Annotated in this window: 21 protein-coding genes; 6 read left to right on the forward strand and 15 right to left on the reverse strand. The window is 68.4% G+C overall.

Annotation, left to right across the window (positions count from 1 at the left end; translation table 11 throughout):
• Positions 1 to 24: 24 nt before the first annotated feature.
• Positions 25 to 1245, reverse strand: a complete 1221-nt coding sequence (locus WA967_RS14325) for an MFS transporter (protein WP_424423931.1) — start codon at positions 1243 to 1245, stop codon at positions 25 to 27.
• Between the two features lie 133 nt (positions 1246 to 1378).
• Here WA967_RS14325 and WA967_RS14330 point away from each other — a divergent pair, with 133 nt between their 5' ends.
• Positions 1379 to 1678 (forward strand): hypothetical protein, encoded by a 300-nt coding sequence (locus WA967_RS14330; RefSeq protein WP_424423934.1) that lies wholly within the window; start codon positions 1379 to 1381, stop codon positions 1676 to 1678.
• A 76-nt stretch (positions 1679 to 1754) separates the two neighbouring features.
• On the opposite strand, the gene WA967_RS14335 is transcribed toward WA967_RS14330, so the two are convergent.
• The 3 genes from WA967_RS14335 to WA967_RS14345 are packed head-to-tail and all read right to left on the reverse strand — an operon-like array spanning position 1755 to position 4356.
• A complete protein-coding gene (locus tag WA967_RS14335; RefSeq protein ID WP_424423936.1) occupies positions 1755 to 2933 on the reverse strand; it encodes an acetyl-CoA C-acetyltransferase in 1179 nt (392 codons plus the stop codon).
• The gene (locus WA967_RS14340) at positions 2930 to 3583 is read right to left on the reverse strand and encodes a CoA transferase subunit B (protein ID WP_424423939.1); all 654 of its coding nucleotides are present in this window, start codon (positions 3581 to 3583) and stop codon (positions 2930 to 2932) included. Before WA967_RS14340 ends, WA967_RS14335 begins: the two co-directional genes overlap by 4 nt.
• 2 nt (positions 3584 to 3585) lie before the next feature.
• Complete coding sequence (locus WA967_RS14345) at positions 3586 to 4356, reverse strand: CoA transferase subunit A (protein ID WP_424423942.1); 771 nt, start codon at positions 4354 to 4356, stop codon at positions 3586 to 3588.
• A 104-nt stretch (positions 4357 to 4460) separates the two neighbouring features.
• Between WA967_RS14345 and WA967_RS14350 the strand changes: the two genes are divergently transcribed.
• Positions 4461 to 5255 (forward strand): IclR family transcriptional regulator, encoded by a 795-nt coding sequence (locus WA967_RS14350; protein WP_424423944.1) that lies wholly within the window; start codon positions 4461 to 4463, stop codon positions 5253 to 5255.
• Between the two features lie 111 nt (positions 5256 to 5366).
• Here the strand turns inward: WA967_RS14350 and WA967_RS14355 are convergent, their stop codons facing one another.
• The gene (locus WA967_RS14355) at positions 5367 to 5837 is read right to left on the reverse strand and encodes an SDR family oxidoreductase (RefSeq protein WP_424423947.1); all 471 of its coding nucleotides are present in this window, start codon (positions 5835 to 5837) and stop codon (positions 5367 to 5369) included.
• A gap of 371 nt (positions 5838 to 6208) precedes the next feature.
• On the opposite strand from WA967_RS14355, the gene WA967_RS14360 reads away from it, so the two are divergent.
• Genes WA967_RS14360 through WA967_RS14370 form a run of 3 tightly spaced genes read left to right on the forward strand, consistent with a single transcriptional unit; the run spans position 6209 to position 8381 of the window.
• Positions 6209 to 6649: a MarR family winged helix-turn-helix transcriptional regulator gene (locus WA967_RS14360; protein WP_424423949.1), complete on the forward strand. Its 441-nt coding sequence runs from the start codon at positions 6209 to 6211 to the stop codon at positions 6647 to 6649.
• Positions 6646 to 7872: an MFS transporter gene (locus tag WA967_RS14365; protein WP_424423952.1), complete on the forward strand. Its 1227-nt coding sequence runs from the start codon at positions 6646 to 6648 to the stop codon at positions 7870 to 7872. The genes WA967_RS14360 and WA967_RS14365 overlap by 4 nt, the downstream gene beginning before the upstream one ends.
• A gap of 26 nt (positions 7873 to 7898) precedes the next feature.
• Positions 7899 to 8381 carry a YbaK/EbsC family protein gene (locus WA967_RS14370; protein WP_424423955.1) on the forward strand — a complete coding sequence of 161 codons (483 nt, stop codon included), beginning with the start codon at positions 7899 to 7901 and terminating at the stop codon, positions 8379 to 8381.
• 3 nt (positions 8382 to 8384) lie between these two features.
• On the opposite strand, the gene WA967_RS14375 is transcribed toward WA967_RS14370, so the two are convergent.
• Positions 8385 to 8867: a hypothetical protein gene (locus WA967_RS14375; RefSeq protein ID WP_424423958.1), complete on the reverse strand. Its 483-nt coding sequence runs from the start codon at positions 8865 to 8867 to the stop codon at positions 8385 to 8387.
• Between the two features lie 71 nt (positions 8868 to 8938).
• On the opposite strand from WA967_RS14375, the gene WA967_RS14380 reads away from it, so the two are divergent.
• Entirely contained in the window at positions 8939 to 10030 is a 1092-nt protein-coding gene (locus WA967_RS14380) for an LOG family protein (protein ID WP_424423961.1), read from the forward strand.
• Between the two features lie 229 nt (positions 10031 to 10259).
• Here the strand turns inward: WA967_RS14380 and WA967_RS14385 are convergent, their stop codons facing one another.
• The 9 genes from WA967_RS14385 to WA967_RS14425 all read right to left on the reverse strand — a co-directional run.
• Positions 10260 to 10454 carry a helix-turn-helix domain-containing protein gene (locus tag WA967_RS14385; protein ID WP_424423964.1) on the reverse strand — a complete coding sequence of 65 codons (195 nt, stop codon included), beginning with the start codon at positions 10452 to 10454 and terminating at the stop codon, positions 10260 to 10262.
• A 15-nt stretch (positions 10455 to 10469) separates the two neighbouring features.
• Positions 10470 to 10793 carry a helix-turn-helix domain-containing protein gene (locus tag WA967_RS14390; RefSeq protein ID WP_424423966.1) on the reverse strand — a complete coding sequence of 108 codons (324 nt, stop codon included), beginning with the start codon at positions 10791 to 10793 and terminating at the stop codon, positions 10470 to 10472.
• A gap of 78 nt (positions 10794 to 10871) precedes the next feature.
• Positions 10872 to 13511 carry a phage tail tape measure protein gene (locus WA967_RS14395; protein WP_424423968.1) on the reverse strand — a complete coding sequence of 880 codons (2640 nt, stop codon included), beginning with the start codon at positions 13509 to 13511 and terminating at the stop codon, positions 10872 to 10874.
• A gap of 166 nt (positions 13512 to 13677) precedes the next feature.
• The gene (locus WA967_RS14400) at positions 13678 to 14097 is read right to left on the reverse strand and encodes a hypothetical protein (RefSeq protein WP_424423970.1); all 420 of its coding nucleotides are present in this window, start codon (positions 14095 to 14097) and stop codon (positions 13678 to 13680) included.
• The gene (locus WA967_RS14405; RefSeq protein ID WP_424423973.1) at positions 14097 to 14516 is read right to left on the reverse strand and encodes a hypothetical protein; all 420 of its coding nucleotides are present in this window, start codon (positions 14514 to 14516) and stop codon (positions 14097 to 14099) included. Before WA967_RS14405 ends, WA967_RS14400 begins: the two co-directional genes overlap by 1 nt.
• Before the next feature lie 585 nt (positions 14517 to 15101).
• Positions 15102 to 15341 (reverse strand): hypothetical protein, encoded by a 240-nt coding sequence (locus WA967_RS14410; protein ID WP_424423976.1) that lies wholly within the window; start codon positions 15339 to 15341, stop codon positions 15102 to 15104.
• A complete protein-coding gene (locus WA967_RS14415) occupies positions 15338 to 15472 on the reverse strand; it encodes a hypothetical protein (RefSeq protein WP_424423978.1) in 135 nt (44 codons plus the stop codon). The genes WA967_RS14410 and WA967_RS14415 overlap by 4 nt, the downstream gene beginning before the upstream one ends.
• Before the next feature lie 515 nt (positions 15473 to 15987).
• On the reverse strand, positions 15988 to 16413 hold the full coding sequence (locus WA967_RS14420) for a hypothetical protein (protein WP_424423981.1): 426 nt from the start codon (positions 16411 to 16413) through the stop codon (positions 15988 to 15990).
• On the reverse strand, positions 16410 to 17131 hold a 722-nt coding region (locus WA967_RS14425), incomplete at its 5' end, for a hypothetical protein (protein WP_424423984.1). The genes WA967_RS14425 and WA967_RS14420, both read right to left, overlap by 4 nt.

Below are 17131 nucleotides of genomic sequence, written 5' to 3' on the forward strand. Positions count from 1 at the left end.
CCAGGCTACAGAGGCATCCGATGCTCAGCGCCGGACGGCTGACAGGAAACGGTTGAGGATGCCGCAGAGCACGACCACGACGGATGCCGCCAACGGCATGAGCAGCGACGCGGACGTTCCGACGCCCTCGGCCAGCGCGCCGGTGACGGCCGCTGCCGCGGCCTGGCCGACGACGACGCCCGACCCCAGCATGGTCATCACCGTGGCGGAGCGGCCCAGCGGGCTGCGTGCGGCGCCCAGACTGTACAGCGTGACCAGCACGGGGCCCACGCCGATGCCCAGGATGGCCAGTGCCAGCGCGATCATCCAGACCTCGGATGCCGTGGCCACCAGCACGGAGCCGATCAACAGGATGCTGCCGAAGAACACCCACCGGGCGTGCAGCGTGAACCGGGGCGGCAGCCATGCCACGCCGAGCGCGAGGATCGCGGAGCCGATGCCCATCACGCCGTACAGGAGACCCGCCTGTTCGGGGAGTCCCCGATCGGCCATGAACGAGGTCAGCGCGGTGAGCGTGGAGCCGAAGAAGAGCCCCACGCCGAAGATGCCGGCGACCACCACCAGCAGCACCGGCCGGAACAGCTCGGATGCCGCCGAGGGCGCGCTGCCGTCTGCGGCTCGCGTGATGGACACGTGCCTGCCGGTGGGATGCAGCGCGAACGCGCCGACGAACAGCAGCGTCAGTGCGGATGCCAGCACCATCGGCGCCCAGGGAGCGATGAACGACGCGAGCGCGCCCACCAGGAAGGGGCCGAACACGAACACGGACTCGTCCGCGGCGGATTCGTAGGACATGGTGGCCGAAGTCGTGCGCGCGCGCCGGGACTCCGGCATCCGCTCGTCGATGATGGTGACCAGTCGCGAACGGGACATCGGCGAGACCTGCGGCGCGGTGGCGCCGATCGCGAACGCCACCAGCAGCACCGGGGCGTCGCCGGCCGGACTGTAGACGACCAGGGCGAACGCTGCCAGCATCGTCGAGTTCAGCACGGCCGCGGCCACCAGCACCAGTCGCTGGCCGTAGCGATCGGCGGCGGCGCCCAGGAACGGGCCGACCAGCGCGGTGCCGAGACCCACGACGGCGGAGGTGAGACCGCCCAGGGCGAGGGACTCGCGCACGCTGACGACGATCGTCAGCACGCCCACGACCATCATCGCGAACGGCAGTCTCGCGACGAACGCGATGAGGAAGTACGGCAGGCCCGCAAGTCGGAGCAGGCTCGGTGAGGAGGAGATCTGTGTCATGGCTCTCGGGCGTCTGACCGACGCCGGGTCGGGTGCCGCCGCTGTCCGCCGGGAAGCCGGCGGCCGGTAGATACACAGTCGGAACTGCGGACAGTCTACCCGTGCGGGCGAGGACCTCGGCTAACGTGATTCCATGCGGTATCTCTTCAGCACCGGACTCATCGGCGCCATCACGGCCGGAATGTCACTGCTGCGCGGCACCCGCGACGCCCCCATCACCTGGCGCGCTGTGCTGGCGTGGCTGAGCTGGGGCATCACCCTCGCCCTGGCCATCGGCGCCGCCGTGGACATCCGCCGCGACGCACACGGCATCGCAGTGGCGCCGGACTCGCCGCTGGCTCCGAAGCAGTCCAAGCGGGCGAAGAAGCAGTTGAGGGCCGCGGAGAAGGCCACCAAGGAGACCGAGAAGTCCGCCAAGGCCGCCAGGCACTGACGGGGCGACGACCCTTCAACAGGCTCAGGGACCGCTATGACTGGGTCGCTGAGCCCGTCGAAGCGTCGCAGTCGTCTCAGCGCGTGAGGACCAGCGCCTCGCCCTGGCCGCCGCCGCCGCAGAGGGCCGCGACCGCGGTGCCCGAGCCGCGCTTCGCGAGCTCGTGCGCGAGGTGCACGATCAGGCGCGTGCCGCTGACGCCGATCGGATGACCGATGGCGATGCCGCCGCCGTGCACGTTGACGATGTCGCTCGACAGCCCCAGCTCCTGCTGCGAGCGCGCGACCACGGCGCCGAAGGCCTCGTTGATCTCGACGAGGTCGAGGTCGGCGGCAGTGATGCCCTGCTTGGACAGCGCCTTCTCGATGGCCCTGGCCGGCTGCGCCTGCAGCGAGTTGTCGGGGCCGGCGACCTGTCCGTTGGCGCCGATGACCGCCAGCACCGGCCACCCCTTCGCCTCGGCGTTCGTACGGGTGGTGACGATGACCGCAGCCGCGCCGTCGGAGATCTGCGAGGAGTTTCCGGCGGTGATGGTGCCGCCCTCGGCGAAGGCCGGGCGCAGCTTCGCGAGCGTCTCCACGGTGGTGTCCGGCCGCACGCCCTCGTCCTTGGTGAGCACGACCGGATCGCCCTTGCGGGGCTGCACGGTGACCGGCACGATCTCGGCGTCGAAGGCCCCTGAGGACTGCCCGACGGCCGCGCGCTGGTGCGAGAGCGCCGCGACGGCATCCTGCAGTTCGCGGGTCATCTCGTAGCGCGGGTTCTGCCGCTCAGTGGAGGCGCCCATGCTCTCGCGGTCGTAGGCGTCGGTGAGCCCGTCGTACGCCATGTGGTCGAGCACCTCGACGGTGCCGTACGACCACCCGTCGCGGGAGCCCATCAGCAGGTGCGGCGCGCGGGTCATGGACTCCATGCCGCCGGCGACGACCGTCGTGGCGTCTCCCAGGCTGATCATCCGGTAGGCGTCGATGACGGCGGTCATGCCCGACAGGCACACCTTGTTCACCGAGCTGGAGGGAACATCCCAGCCGATGCCTGCCCCGATGGCGGCCTGGCGCGCGGCGTTCTGGCCGGAGCCGGCCGCCAGCACCTGACCCATGATGACGGCATCCACGTCGCCCGGCGCGACTCCGCCCCGCTCCAGGGCGCCGCGGATCGCGAACGATCCCAGCTGCGGCGCGGTGAACGATGCCAGCTGTCCCTTGAGTCGCCCCTGCGGGGTGCGGGCTGCTGCGACGATGACGATGTCGCTCATGACTTCTCCTCCAGATTCTCCGAGACGGTCAGCGCCGGCTCGGTGGCGTCGATGACATCCTGCACGCTCACCCCTGGTGCTGTCTCCATGAGCACGAGTCCCTCGGGGGTGACGTCGATCACGGCGAGGTCGGTGATGATGCGGTCGACCACTCCTCGCCCGGTCAGCGGCAGGGAGCACTCGTTCACGATCTTGGCGGAGCCGTCCTTGGCGACATGCTCCATCAGGACGATCACGCGTCCGGCCCCGTGCACGAGATCCATCGCACCGCCGGGCCCCTTGACCATCTTGCCGGGGATCATCCAGTTGGCCAGGTCGCCGGTCGCGGACACCTGCATGGCCCCGAGGATGGCGGTGTCGATCTTGCCGCCGCGGATCATGCCGAAACTGGTGGCGGAGTCGAAGAACGCCGCGCCGGGAAGCAGCGTGACGGTCTCCTTGCCCGCATTGATCAGGTCGGCGTCGACATCCTCCTCGGTCGGGTACGGCCCGACGCCGAGGATGCCGTTCTCGGACTGCAGCACGACGGTGACGCCGTCGGGCACGTGGTTGGGCACTTTGGTGGGCAGTCCGATGCCGAGGTTGACGTACGAGCCGTCGGTCAGCTCCTGCGCGGCGCGGACCGCCATCTCCTCACGGGTGAGTGCCATGATCAGTTCCCTCCCTTGACGGTGCGCCGTTCGATGCGCTTCTCGATGCCGGAGCCGACCTCCACGACGCGATGCACGAACACGCCCGGCAGGTGCACGGCATCCGGCGGCAGCTCGCCGGGCTCGACCAGCTGCTCGACCTGCGCGATGCACACGCGGCCGGCCATGGCTGCCAGCGGGTTGAAGTTGCGGGCGGCCATGTTGAAGACGAGATTGCCGTGCCGGTCGCCCTTCAGCGCGTGCACGAGCGCGAAGTCGGTGGTGATGGACTCCTCCAGCACGAACTCCCGCGGCTGGCCGTGGAAGTCGAAGGTGCGGGTCTCCTTGACCGGGGAGGCGACGGCGATCGTGCCGTCGGCGTTGTACCGGCGCGGCAGACCCCCTTCGGCGACCTGCGTGCCGACGCCGGTCTGCGTGTAGAACGCGGCGATGCCGGAACCGCCGGCGCGCAGCTTCTCGGCCAGGGTGCCCTGCGGGGTGAGTTCGAGCTCGAGGTCGCCCTCGAGGAACTGCCGCTCGAACTCCTTGTTCTCGCCGACGTACGACGAGGTCATCTTGCGGATGCGCTGCGCGCCCAGCAGCACGCCCAGCCCCCAGTCGTCCACGCCGCAGTTGTTGCTGACGACGCTCAGGCCCGTGGTCCCCTGGGCGAGCAGCGCCTCGATGAGGATCATCGGGTTGCCCGAGAGTCCGAAGCCTCCGACGGCGAGAGAGGCGCCGTCGGGGATGTCGGCGACGGCCTCGGCCGCTGTTGCGAACTGTTTGTCGATCACAGGTCACTCCTTCGTGATGGTTCCCCTCCAGCATCCGTCGCATCGCGTGGGAGCGGCAAGCGGATGCTTGCGATGTGGTCACAGATCCGACTAGCGTCCACATTATGGAATCATCCTCCCCCAGTCGCCGCACGGTACCCGGCGCGCAGGCCATCGCCCGCGCATCGTCGCTGCTGCGGCTGGTCTCGGCCACGGCCGACGGCGCTGCCCTGCACCGATTGGCGGCGGATGCCGGACTCAGCCGCTCCACGGCTCATCGGCTGCTGACCGCGCTGCGCGTGGAGGGGCTGGTGGACCAGGACCCGGTGACCTCGCGCTGGACCCCCGGTCCGGAGCTGTACCTGATGGGAACCGTCGCGGCCTCGCGCTATGACGTGACCGAGCTCGCCCGCGACATCGTGCGGTCGCTGGCTGTGCAGACCGAGGAGAGCGCGTTCCTCTCCGCGCGGCGGGCGGACGAGACCGTGTGCCTGATCCGCGAGGAGGGCCCGTTCCCGATCCGCTCGTTCGTGCTCAGCGAGGGAATCCGCTTCCCGCTCGGCGTCGCCAGTGCCGGCATCGCGATCCTGTCGTTCCTGCCCGCCCACGATATGGATGCCTATCTGGAGCGCCACCCCGAGCTGGAACAGCGCTGGGGAGCCCCGCACGGCCCTGCCCCGCTGCGCAGGCGCCTGGCCGAGACCAAGGCCCGCGGCTACGCCATCAACCCGGGCCTGATCGTGGAGGGCTCTTGGGGTATCGGCGCCGCGGTGTTCAACCGGGAGGGCCGCGCCGAATGGGCTCTGAGTCTGACCGGTGCGGAGTTCCGCTTCGGCCCCGACCGGATGCCGCAGCTCGGCCGCACCCTGCTCGCGCACGCGCACCAGCTGTCGTCGCGCATCGCCGGCGCGCGGCGCTGAGTCAGCCCCGGCTCGGCGCGGATCAGCGGCGCCATCCCGCCGACCCGGCAGTCGCCCGCGTACGCGACCAGCCGCAGGCGGGATGCCGATCGCGCGACGGACGTGCGCCAGTCACCGGGCGCTCCATCCGCCGTCCATCGTGTACGAGGCGCCGGTGACCATGCCTGCGGCATCCGACACCAGCCAGCCGGCCAGGGACGCGACCTGCGTCGCCTCCACCAGGTGCTTGATGGCGCTCTCGGTGAGCATGACCCGCTCCACCACCTCGCTCTCCGGGATGTCGTGCACGCGCGCCTGGTCGGCGATCTGCTTCTCGACCAGCGGAGCGCGCACGTACCCGGGGTTGATGCAGTTGCTGGTGACACCGTGCGGGCCGCCCTCCAGCACGCTCGTGTCGGAGAGGTCGACCTCCCACACCTTGCCGCCGATCTCCTCGGCCGCGGTCGAGGCCGCCTGCGCGTTCAGATCGGCGATGGTCACGTGCGCGCCGCGGCGCGCGAACTCCTGCGCGCACGCGAGGCCGATTCCGCTCGCTCCTCCCGTGACGATGGCCCGCCGTCCGGCGAGATCCTGTTCGATCATCGTGCGGCCCCTTCCGTGGCGTCCGGGTGCAGTGCCCGGGTGATGGATGCGTGCCGTCGAGCACGATGGGCCGATCTCGGCGCACGGGCGGCGCGGCCGTCCTTCCGCGGAGCAGGTCCCGAAGGCCGATCAGCTCATCTGCGCTCTTCGGCTCCCCGGCGACCACCTCGGCGTCCAGCTCAGCCGCGACCTCGCGATCCCGCTGCATTGCGCGACAGCTACCGACACCATCGACGATACGCCGGTGACACGGTTCCAGCATCGCCGGCCGTCCCGGCCCGGTCGGATACGACGCGAGGCCGCGCGGTGGACGTCGCGAAGGCCGCGACTCCCCGACCTCAATACATACCGTTTGATATATACTCGTTGGTATGCAAAACGCGGATGTGATCCCCTCGATCGTGATGGCCGCCCACGCTCTCGCGCGGTTCGCCGCGCAGGATGCCGGCAACGACGCGCCGTCCGCGCAGTGGCGCGCCCTCAGCATCCTGGAGCGGCAGGGCGGGATGAGGATCGGCGCCCTGGCGCTGGCTGCCCGCACCACGCAGCCGGGCATGACGCGGCTGGTCGGCATGCTGGAGCAGGCGGGCCTCGTCTCCCGCTCCACCGATCCTGCCGACACCCGCGCGACACTCGTCGACGCGACCGACGGGGGCCTCGCCCACCTGCGGGCATGGCGCGCCGAGATGCGCGACACGCTCGCACCGCGCTTCGCAGACCTCGACGAGGAGGAGTGGGCCGTGCTGCGGCGCGCCGCCGGCATCCTCGCCGCACACGCACAGGAACCCACCACGACAGGAGCACCCGCATGAGCGGAACACCACAGGGATCGGTCTGGAAGCAGCCCGCACAGGTCTGGGCGGTCGCATTCGCCTGCGTCGTCGCCTTCATGGGCATCGGCCTGGTCGACCCGATCCTCCCCGCCATCGCGGAGTCGCTGCAGGCCACCCCTGTGCAGACCGAACTGCTGTTCACCAGCTACCTGCTGGTGACGGGCCTGGCCATGCTCATCACCAGCTGGGTCTCCAGCCGCATCGGCGCCAAGGCCACGCTGCTGGCCGGTCTCGGCCTGATCGTCGTGTTCGCCCTGCTGTGCGCGATGAGTGGCAGCGTGGACGGCGTCATCGGCTTCCGCGCCGGCTGGGGCCTGGGCAACGCGCTGTTCATCTCCACGGCACTGGCCACCATCGTCGGCGCCGCCACCGGCGGCAGCGGCGCGGCCATCGTGCTGTACGAGGCGGCCCTCGGCCTGGGCATCGCGGTCGGCCCGCTGCTGGGCGGGTTCCTCGGCGAGATGAGCTGGCGCGGCCCGTTCTTCGGCGTGGTGGTGCTGATGGCCATCGGCTTCATCGCCGTGCTGGCGCTGGTCCGAGGCGACGGCGAGAAGCGTGAGCCGATGCCGTTCTCCGCTCCGTTCCGCGCCCTGGGCCGCCCTGCACTGGCGATCCTGGCCGTCGCCGCGCTGTTCTACAACATCGGCTTCTTCGTGCTGCTGGCGTTCTCGCCGTTCCCGCTGGGCTTCGGCGCCATGGGTATCGGCTTCACGTTCTTCGGCTGGGGAGTGGCACTCGCCATCACCAGCGTGTGGGTGGCTCCCGCCCTCATGCGCCGGATCTCCCGCACCGCCGTCATGCTCGTCGTCCTCCCGCTGCTCGCCATCGACCTCGTCGTCGCCGGGCTGGTCGTGGCGAGCGCCATGGCGCTGGTGATCTGCATCATCGTCGGCGGCCTGCTGCTGGGTGTGATGAACACGGTGCTGACCGAGGCCGTGATGGAGTCCACCGACCTGCCCCGCGCTGTCGCCTCGTCGGCGTACTCCGCCGTGCGCTTCGTCGGCGGGGCGATGGCACCCCCTGTGGCGGCTGCCTTCGCCCACGCCTACGGCGACACCGTGCCGTACCTGTTCGCCGCAGCATCCGTGCTGGTCGCGGCGCTCACGATCCTGCTGGGCCGCCGGGCACTCGCGCACATCGACGACGCAGGCTCCCCCGAGGTGGACGACGCCGCCGCTATCCTCGTGGGTGACGCCGCCTGAGCGGCGCCCGAGTCGAGGAGTCGAAGATGACCACAGCCGAGGAGCTGCCCGCGCGCAGTCGCATCGTCCAGGAGCACCTGGTGGCAGCCGGAATCGAAAGCGGCATCCGGGTTCTGCCGGATTCCGCCCGCACGGCGGCGCTCGCGGCATCCGCCATCGGCTGCGAGGTGGGAGCCATCGCCAACAGCCTGGTGCTGACGGCCGACGACGAGCCGATCCTCGTGATGACCAGCGGCGCGCACCGCGTCGACCTCGCGGTGCTCGCGCACAGCGTGGGAGCGGATGCCGTGTCCATGGCGTCTGCCTCGATGGTCCGCGAGGCCACCGGCCAGGCCATCGGCGGCGTGGCACCGGTCGGGCATCCGGCTCCGCTGCGCACCTACCTGGATGAAGCCCTGCGAGCCTACGACGAGGTGTGGACCGCCGGTGGCACGCCGCACACCGTCATGCCGCTGACCTTCGCGCAGCTGTGCTCGCTGACCGGCGGAGAAGTCATCCGCGTCGCATGAGCGCTACTCGACCATGAGGTCGTCGATCTCGAGGTCCTCGTCGAGCAGGCAGTAGATGATCAGGTCCGGGTACTCCTCCGGAGCGATGTACAGCAGCGTCATGCCGCCGTCTCCGAACACCACCACGCCATCCAGCGCGATGTCCTCGGCCAGCGCGCGGCGGGCCTGCTCGAGGTCCACCTCGTCGTCGTCCTCGGCCGAAGCCTCCACCAGTTCGTCGACGACCTCGCCTTCTCGTGCGTCGAGGATCTCCCTGCTCAGGCGCGACAGCGCGTGCTGCACGGTCGCGCGCATGGTCTCGAGGTCCGGCAGGTCCTCGCGCTCGACGTAGTCGTCCTCCTCGTCGTCGCCTTCGTCGTCATCGTCGTCGCGCTCGAACTCCTCGTCGAACTCGTACTCGACGGTGACGCGGCGGCCACCGGGCAGTTCGACGTCGGCGGTCAGCGCGCCGTCCTCGTCGGTGTCGACATCCTCGAGCTCGATCATGACAACCTCCTCTTCGCCATGATGTCACCGCGTCGCGGCAGGCGGAAGAGTCCCGCCCGTAATCTCGAGGCATGAGGCGTACACGCGGCCAGGTCATCAACGTCGACTCCCTGCAGGACTTCGACCGACGGCTCTCCTCGGGTGCGCGATCGCTGTCGGGCTGGCGGCTGCGATCCCTGGACCTGAGCGCCCGTGGTCGGGCCCTGCGCTCGGTGGAGGTGGCCGGCGCCCTGTTCCTGGGGTGCAGGCTGCAGGACGACGACGAAGACTTCGTGCGTGCGCGGGGCGCGGTGGTCTTCCCCACCGTGCCCGACTCCCCCGTGGATACGTATCGCGCCGCGCTGTACACGCCCGACGAGCTGTACGACGCAGCCGACTACGCGCAGAGCTTCGACGCCCGCGTCTACGCCTGGTCGCAGCGCGTGGGAGCCGACGGCGATGGAGCACTGGCGGAGTCCCTGCACGACCACAGCATCGGCCTGTCGCTGGAGCGGTGGATCCACGGCAGGCGCCTGGTGGGAGTGATGGGCGGGCACGACGCGGTGCGCGGCGGCGTCGGCTACGCCGACGGCGCCCGGCTGGGGCGGATGCTCGCGCAGAACCACACGGTCGCCACCGGCGGCGGCCCCGGCGCGATGGAGGCGGTGAACCTCGGCGCCTATCTGGCGCGCGAGAGCCCGGATGCCGTGGATGAGGCCCTGCGCGTGCTGGCCCGGGCGCCGGCCTTCAGGCCCAGCATCGACGACTGGGTGAAGGCGGCATTCTCCGTGCGCGAACTGTTCCCGCACGGCGCGGACTCGCTCGGCATTCCCACCTGGCACTACGGCCACGAGCCGCCCAACGCGTTCGCGAGCGCGATCGCGAAGTTCTTCCGCAACGCGCAGCGCGAGGCGATCCTGCTGGAGATCTGCCAGGCGGGCATCGTGTTCCTGCCCGGCGTGGGCGGCACCGTGCAGGAGATCTTCCAGGACGCCTGCGAGAACTACTACGCCGACGAGTCCTCCACCGCGCCGATGGTGCTGGTGGGCAAGGAGTACTGGACGCGGACATACCCGGCCTGGCCGCTGCTGAAGGCGCTCGCCCGTGGCCGTGCCATGCAGCCGCACGTGCACCTGGTCGACACCGTGGAGGATGCCGCTGCACTCATGGCGCAAGGCCTCTGAGCCGAAGAAGCAGAAAGGCCCCGGATACTGGCGAGAGTATCCGGAGCCTGTCCGTGCACCCCCAGGGACTTGAACCCTGAACCCATTGGTACTTCGAAGCTAATTCCACGCTCTGCCCCACATCTAACCTGACATCCCCCCACCGCGGAATCATGCGGCAGGATCAGGGATCCCAGTTCCCCGCCGATAACCCTCAATCGACGTTCAACTGCCAGTGATCATGACTGGATCATGACTGCACCGCCGTGCGAACGGTCGGCATCGCGTCGACGTGGGCCTGAAGGTCGTCGGCGCGAATACGCATGATGGTTCGTGTGACGGCGCGTAGCTCCCCCGCTCGGATGAGCCGGTAGACAGTAGCGCGTGAGACGGCCAGGAGGTCAGCAGTGTCAGGGATCGAATACAAGCGAACGACGGTGGTCATGCTCGCCATGATGCCTCACACCATGAACTCTCCAACCACGGCACGGTCGTAACGCACAACCCGACCAGCGCGGCGATAAGCCGGCCCCTGCCCAAGCGCCCGCCAGTTCGCCAACGTCTTGGGGCTGAGCGCAAGTAGCGCCGCCGCTTCCGCAGTCGTCAACCAGACGCCCGATGACGCGTCGCGAGGATCCGCGAGACGCGTCGTGCTGGCCGGCCGACACGACACGTCGCGCGCGGCCGCGGCGATCTCGGCCCTGATCACGGCTGTCAGTCGTTCCTCGAGCTGCTGTAGTTCGGTGCGGACGGCTGTTCGGATCAGCCCTTCAATTGTGCTCATGCCGGAGAAGTTACAGACATACGACGAGCGGCGGGGCGTGGTGTGAGGAGATCCCTCACGCCACGCCCCGCGCCGCCCTCACATGTCCCTCCTACGGCCGCTCCGGAGATCCAGCGCAAGTCGTTCACCGCGCGCGGCCACGCGACCATCCGCGCGTGCATCTACAAACGCCGTGAACTCCCTGCCATCCACGACGAGCCTTAGCGCGTCCCCGGCGCGGATGCCGCCCACAGTTGCGGGCGCGCTCGGGGCTGCCTGAGTTGCCGCGAGTCCCGCGCGATTGCTCGTTTCCATCCAAACGGCCTCAGAGCGCCGTGTTGGGTCGGCGGAATGTAGCCCGGCGCGCATCGTCGTCACCGCATTTTGCCCGCCCAGCGCGTCGACATCTGAGGCGGTGAGCACATGTTCTCCTGGTGCGAGCCAGCGCAGTTCCGAGTCCACGCCTTTCGGGCCGGGGCCGGTGACCGGCCCGCCGGATGCCATTCCGGGCCTTCCGCTGCCGGACGCTGCTCCGTTCAGGTCGGGGAGCTGCGCACGGTACTCGATCGTGCCCCGCAGGCTGCCATACCTGTTCACGAAGTCGGTGATCGTCCATGCCGCGCGTGACGTGTCAGCGAGGAATTGGATCTCCTTCTCAGACGGGATCTTGTAGATCTGATCGGCGAGTGCCTGGGCTGCGTCCTCGGACGCGCCCATCGCCTTCGCGGAGTCGATGAGCTTCTGCCGACCATCCTTGAGCCGTTCGATGTACGCGGCCGTGTCACCATCAAGCTCGAACTGAGCTTGTGCCGCGTTCTGCGAGTTCTCCGCAAGCTCCTGCAACATCTGCATGTTGTCGCGCCCGGCCTGTGTAGTGATGTCAAGGGTCTTCGCGTACCCGTCCGTGCCCGCGTTGATCTTGTCGATCTGCGCGGCAACCTTGTCGATCACTTCCTCATAGTCAGCGTTCGCGGTGATCGCATCACTGTTGACGCCGTTGGCCTTGTTGATCGTGTCGATCAGCTTGGACAGCTGCCCGTTCAGATCCTGCGTCGAATCGGCCTGCTCCTGGTACGCCTGGGCTGCGGTCTTCGCGCCATCAGCGGACGCCTTCGCGGACTCCGCCGAGTTCTTGTCCGACTCCTGCTTCTGCTCGCTGACACGGATCGCCTCGTTGATCGAATCGTTCTCACCGATGACCGAACCCACCAGCGCATCAGTAGCTTCCTTCCGGCTGAGGAGCTGAAGCTCGTTCTCCTTGCCGTGACCACGCGACTTCTCGTACGCCTTGTCAGCAGCCTCCTGGACATCCTTCAGCTTCTTGAGCGCGTCCGTGCTCCCGAGCGCAGCATCCTTCACAGTGCCGAGGGACACACCAAGATCCTCGGCCCGGTCGTATGCGGACGGCTGCTCCCACCACAGGAAACTGTCCTTCGCGGCCAGGTTCTCATCTACGAGATCTCCGGTAGCCTTCGTGATCTTGTGCGTGGACTCCTCGAGAGTGTCCGCGTACGACTGGGCCTTCTGACGTGCCTCAGCATGCTTGGATGCCATCTCCCCGACGATGAGCATCAGGCCACCCAACGCGAGGCCTGCCACCGCACCGGCCCCGACGACGCCCCGCATGCTCCACCCGGCGCCCGTGACCGCGGTCTTCAAGTTGTTCCACGCAGGCACAGCCTTCGAAACTACTCCGATACCCAGCCCGACTGCGGCAGTCGCGCCACCGATCATCAGCGCAGCCTGCTTCGCGCCGTCCGGCAGCCCGTTATACATGTCAACCAGCCCCGTGAGCGCCTGCACCATCGACCGCAAGATGTCGTTCGCTTCCGACCCCGTATCGATCAGTGCAGTCTCGAACGCGCCGCCGAGGGCTTCGACATCGCCCTTCAGGTTGTCGAGCCGGATGCGCGCAGTCTCGGCCGCGTAGCCGGTGTCGTTCACCTGGTCATTCCACTCGCCGATGCCCTTGGCGCCCTCGGTGTAGAGGATGTTCGCGCCCCGAATGGCGTCCTGCCCGAAGATCACGGCCATCGCCGCGTTCCGCTGCTCCTGCGTCAGACCTGATAGACCCTTCTCGAGCTGCCCGGCAAGCGCTTGCATGCCGACGAACTTCCCGCCGACGTCATAGGCGTTGATCCCCAGACTCTCCATCAGAGTCGCGGCCTCGCCTGTCGGGTTGGAGAGCCGCAGCAGCATCGTGCGGAAGCTGGTTCCAGCGTCCGCCCCAAGCATCCCAGCGTTCGCGAACGCAGCGAGGGTTCCCACCGTGTCATCCACGGAGATCCCGAACGTCTGCGCGACAACGCCGGACTGGGCGAGCGCCGACGAGAGGTCGGAGACATCGCCCATAGCCTTCCCGGCGCCGGCGGCGAGCAGGTCGGCAACGTGTGAGGCCTGATCACCCTCGAGGCGGAACTGCCCGAGCGTCGTCGCGGCGACGGCTGCGGCATCCGCGACGCCCATACCGCCCGCTGCGGCGAGATCCAGCGCGCCGTTCAACCCGCCGTTCAGGATGTCTTTGGTGCTCACGCCGGCCTTCGCCAGCTCTTCGATAGCGTTCGCCGACTCAGTGGCACTGAACACACTTGAAGCGCCAGAATCGATCGCCGCCTGCCGCAGCGCATCCATGTTCTCAGTGCTCTCGTGAGTCGCGGCCCGCACGTTCGACATCGCCGAATCGAACTCCGCCGCCTTGACGACGGCGACGCCGATGCCCGCGGCGAGCAGCCCGCCCATCACGGCTCCGGCTTTCCCCAGCTCATCGAGTGCGGATCGGTAGTCGCGGGCCTTGCCGGTAACGCCGTCTGCGGCATCCTTGACATCCTTCGTGGACTTCGCGGCATCCTTCATGCCCTTCACGTACCCGGCGACCTGCGCCGAGAGCGTGACCCTGATCGGACGATCAGCCATTCGCTACCGCCTTCCGTTTCCGTTCGGCGGGTTCGCCGATGTACATTCCCCAGATCACAGAGATGATCAGCCCCTTGTCCTCACCGGACAACGCGTCGTAGATCTCGCCCCACCTGTAGACGGCGGTCTTGTTCCGCAGCACGTACAGGTCGTCTTGTTGTTCCCCGTCGATCAGCAGCACATCCGGGTAGTCGCGGGCGAGGGCATCAGCGTTGAACCAGCAGCCCGCGGCGTCGCGAAACATGATGTTCGGCGAGTGCTTCTCTGCGAGGGCATCGAACCGTTTCCCGAGATGCGGGATACGGACGGTCACCACGTCGTCGCCGAGCAGCACGGGCACGTCGACGGGCTGGACAGCCTCGATGATCTGCCGCTGCTTCGCCAGCAGCTCTTCTAGACGGTCTACGGCCATCACTTCTCCTTCAGGTTCGGTGTGCACCCGCCGGCGCACCGCACGCGCGGGCGCCCTCGGCCTGTGTGTGCCGGCAGCTTGGCGCCGCAGTCCACACAGGCCCGGGATTTATTCACAGCGGGCACGGATTTATTCGCCCCGGGTGATTTTCGGGGAATTGATTCCCGCTTATTCCGCCCGCGCGCCATCGCAGGATGGGAAGCCCTCATCGTGGCGCGGATCGCATCGACAGCGCTCGTCTCGGCGGGGCCGTCGTCGTACTCCCGGGCCAACTCGATCATGTGCGTTCGCAGCAATGCCGCGGCAGAAACGGTGCCACGCTGCTCCACGCTGTCCGCGAGGTCGAGCGCGATCGTCCGCTGCCATCCATCCACCTCGAGCCGGTCAAGCTCCACGGCGATCTCATCGGAAAGCCCCATCAGACCTCCTAGGAACTCGCTTATTTCATGTGGGGAGAGAAAAGGCGACTCCCCGGCGGTACCCGTGGGATGAGGGGCAGGGGGTGGCCCCCACCCCGCGGTGTCGCGTGCCGTCGCGGGCATGCCTCACGTGCGTCGCATGCCTCACTGTGCATGGCTCACCATCGTGTTGATGTCTTCGACTTCACTCGTGAGCCGTCACCTTGACTGCTATTGCATGACAGGTGAGCGAGCCGAAGGCGGGAGCGGATGGCTACCGTCTCCGGTGTCGGGTGTGGATCCAGGTGGTGGACTGACTTCGACCGCCCGTTGATCAGGCCTGTACGTGGATCCTTGTACGGCAGGGACTTGTCTACCGGCTCCCGGCAGATGTGGCAGATGTCTTCCTCGCGGATGACCCTCTCCCGTACGGCACGCCACTTCGCCCCCTGCCTGACGCCCATCAGTCCTCCTGTGGTGCGAAGCCTGCGTACCGGGGCTGTGCTGCCTGCTCTACCTGTACGCCTTGTACCTCGAGCACGGCGGGCGTGCCGGGTGTCTCCGGCCTGTGCCGGGTGATGTCCAGCACTACCCGGAGCTGCACCCTCACGCCCCGTCCTCTACGGATGCTCGGGCCTCGAGGTCAGCGACCCTCGCCGTCCATGTCGCGTGCCCCTGCTTCAGCCCGTCCATGCGGCGTGCCAGGTCACGGCCACGCGCCGACCTCTGACGCTTCTTCGGCCCCATGTGCTTCCACTCGCGTAGCTGTGCCTCGAACTGCCCCAGCAGGAGGCGTGCCGTGGCGAGCTGCTGCGCTGCGGTGCGCTCCACACTCGGCGTGCTCATGGCTTCACCCCGAACACTGCGGCGATGATGCGGCGTGCGCCCGGCTCCGGCCTCGCCGGCTCACCGGACGGTGCGAACGCGATCGTCGCGACCACGGCGAGCACCAGCCCAACCCAGAGTGCGCGCATCATGAGTGCACGACCTCGCCACGTGTGCTCGCCAGCACCCCGGCCACGCAACTGTTGAAGTCGCGGATGCGCCTCACGTCGTCGCCGAACACCCTGTGCGCGCGTGCCGCTCTCGGCGTGGGGTGTCGATGCTGGGCGTCACGATGGGTGTGTCATGCGCGATTGGTTCGGCTATCCCTTGTCCTCATACCGGGTGCGGCCGGCGTCGGGACGGTCGCGGTGTCCGTCGCCGTGATGCTGGGCGTGAGAACGGTCGTCCTCCCGAATCCGCTTGAGCCGTTCCGCGGCCTTGCGGATGTCCCAGCCCGCATCGCGAGCAAAGTCTGTGAGCGGTCGGCGCTTCGGTTTCGGCCGCTCGGGTTGCGTCGCCGGTTGCGACTGCTCCCCGAAGCTCGATCGCCCGAGAAGTCGAGCCTCTGGCGCGACCTTGGGAAGAAGATCATCTTCGACGCGGCATCCCACCTGACGAACACCGCTCTGACTGCAGCGGCGACCCATCGCCATCACGATGAGCTGACTCAGAGGTTCCGGCTCGCCTGTGACTGCTGCACGGCGATCTCGATGCGCCGTGTCAGCTCACCCGCGGCGAAGAGTTCCGCTCGCCGGCGGGCGCGCACGGGCGTGACGCCGATCGGTGTGGACTCGGGGTCATCGAAGATACCCATGCCTGGCACGAGTCCCCCCTTGCCGGTCTTCCCGCCGTAGCGTGCCGTGTCGGGGCCGATCTCCGCGGCGTAGACCCCCTGCCCGAACGCGCCATAGCTGCTCAGGGTGTAGTCGATCGATTCTGTGTACAGGTCGCCCATCGGGTTGCGCTTGGCGAGCTTCTTCCACTCGTCCATGACATCCTGCGCCGCGTACTCGATGGATGTTTCCACTTCGGCCGGCACCAGGTCGGCGAGGTCGGTGAGGTCGCGGTACAGGTCGCTGAGGTCGTCGCTCACGCCCGTTCGACCCGCCACAGGAGAGCGTCGGTGTCGACGCCGGGGTGAGACTTCATGTAGGCGGCCTGCACCTCATTGAGCTTCTTCTGCGCCCAGTCCTGTCGCGGCGGTGGCACCTGGTAGGCGAACTGGTTCGCCGGGTCGGTGGCTTCGCTGAGCTTCAGCCCGTGCCGGCCGCGCGGTTCGTGCTCAGCCCGACGAGACTCCAGCAGCAGCGCCTTCTCGTGGGTGTCGAACCGTGGCGTTGTGACGGATGTCGTCAGGTGGTTGCCTTCGGCGTCGAAGGTGACTGTGACGGGTGTGGCGCCATTCAGCTCGCGGATGGTCACGCCCATCTCGCGTGCGAGGGCTGCTTCCTCGGCCGGATCGGTCGGCACGGCATCCGGGTGGATCTCGTGCGCGGCCCAGATGCTCTCGGAGATGCCACGACGGTAGGCGGCGGCGAGGTGTTCCCAGACCTGCGCCCAGTCGAGCTGCACGCCGTTGTTGTCGGTGACGGTGATGCCGGGGAATGCTGCGACGACGGCGGTCAGGTTGTAGCCGTGGACGGCATCCTGTGGCACGTCGGGCCGGGGCGGGTGGCGGCGGGTCAGTTCCTGCCACTCGTAGCGGTCGATCGGTGTGAACTGCACTCGCAGGTCGGCGCCGCCGAGCACGACCGTGCCGTGTGAGATCGGCCACTGCTGGATGCTGTGGCGGGCCGCGGTGATCGCCGCGT

The sequence above is a fragment of the Microbacterium sp. genome (assembly GCF_049650565.1).
Taxonomy (GTDB): domain Bacteria; phylum Actinomycetota; class Actinomycetes; order Actinomycetales; family Microbacteriaceae; genus Microbacterium.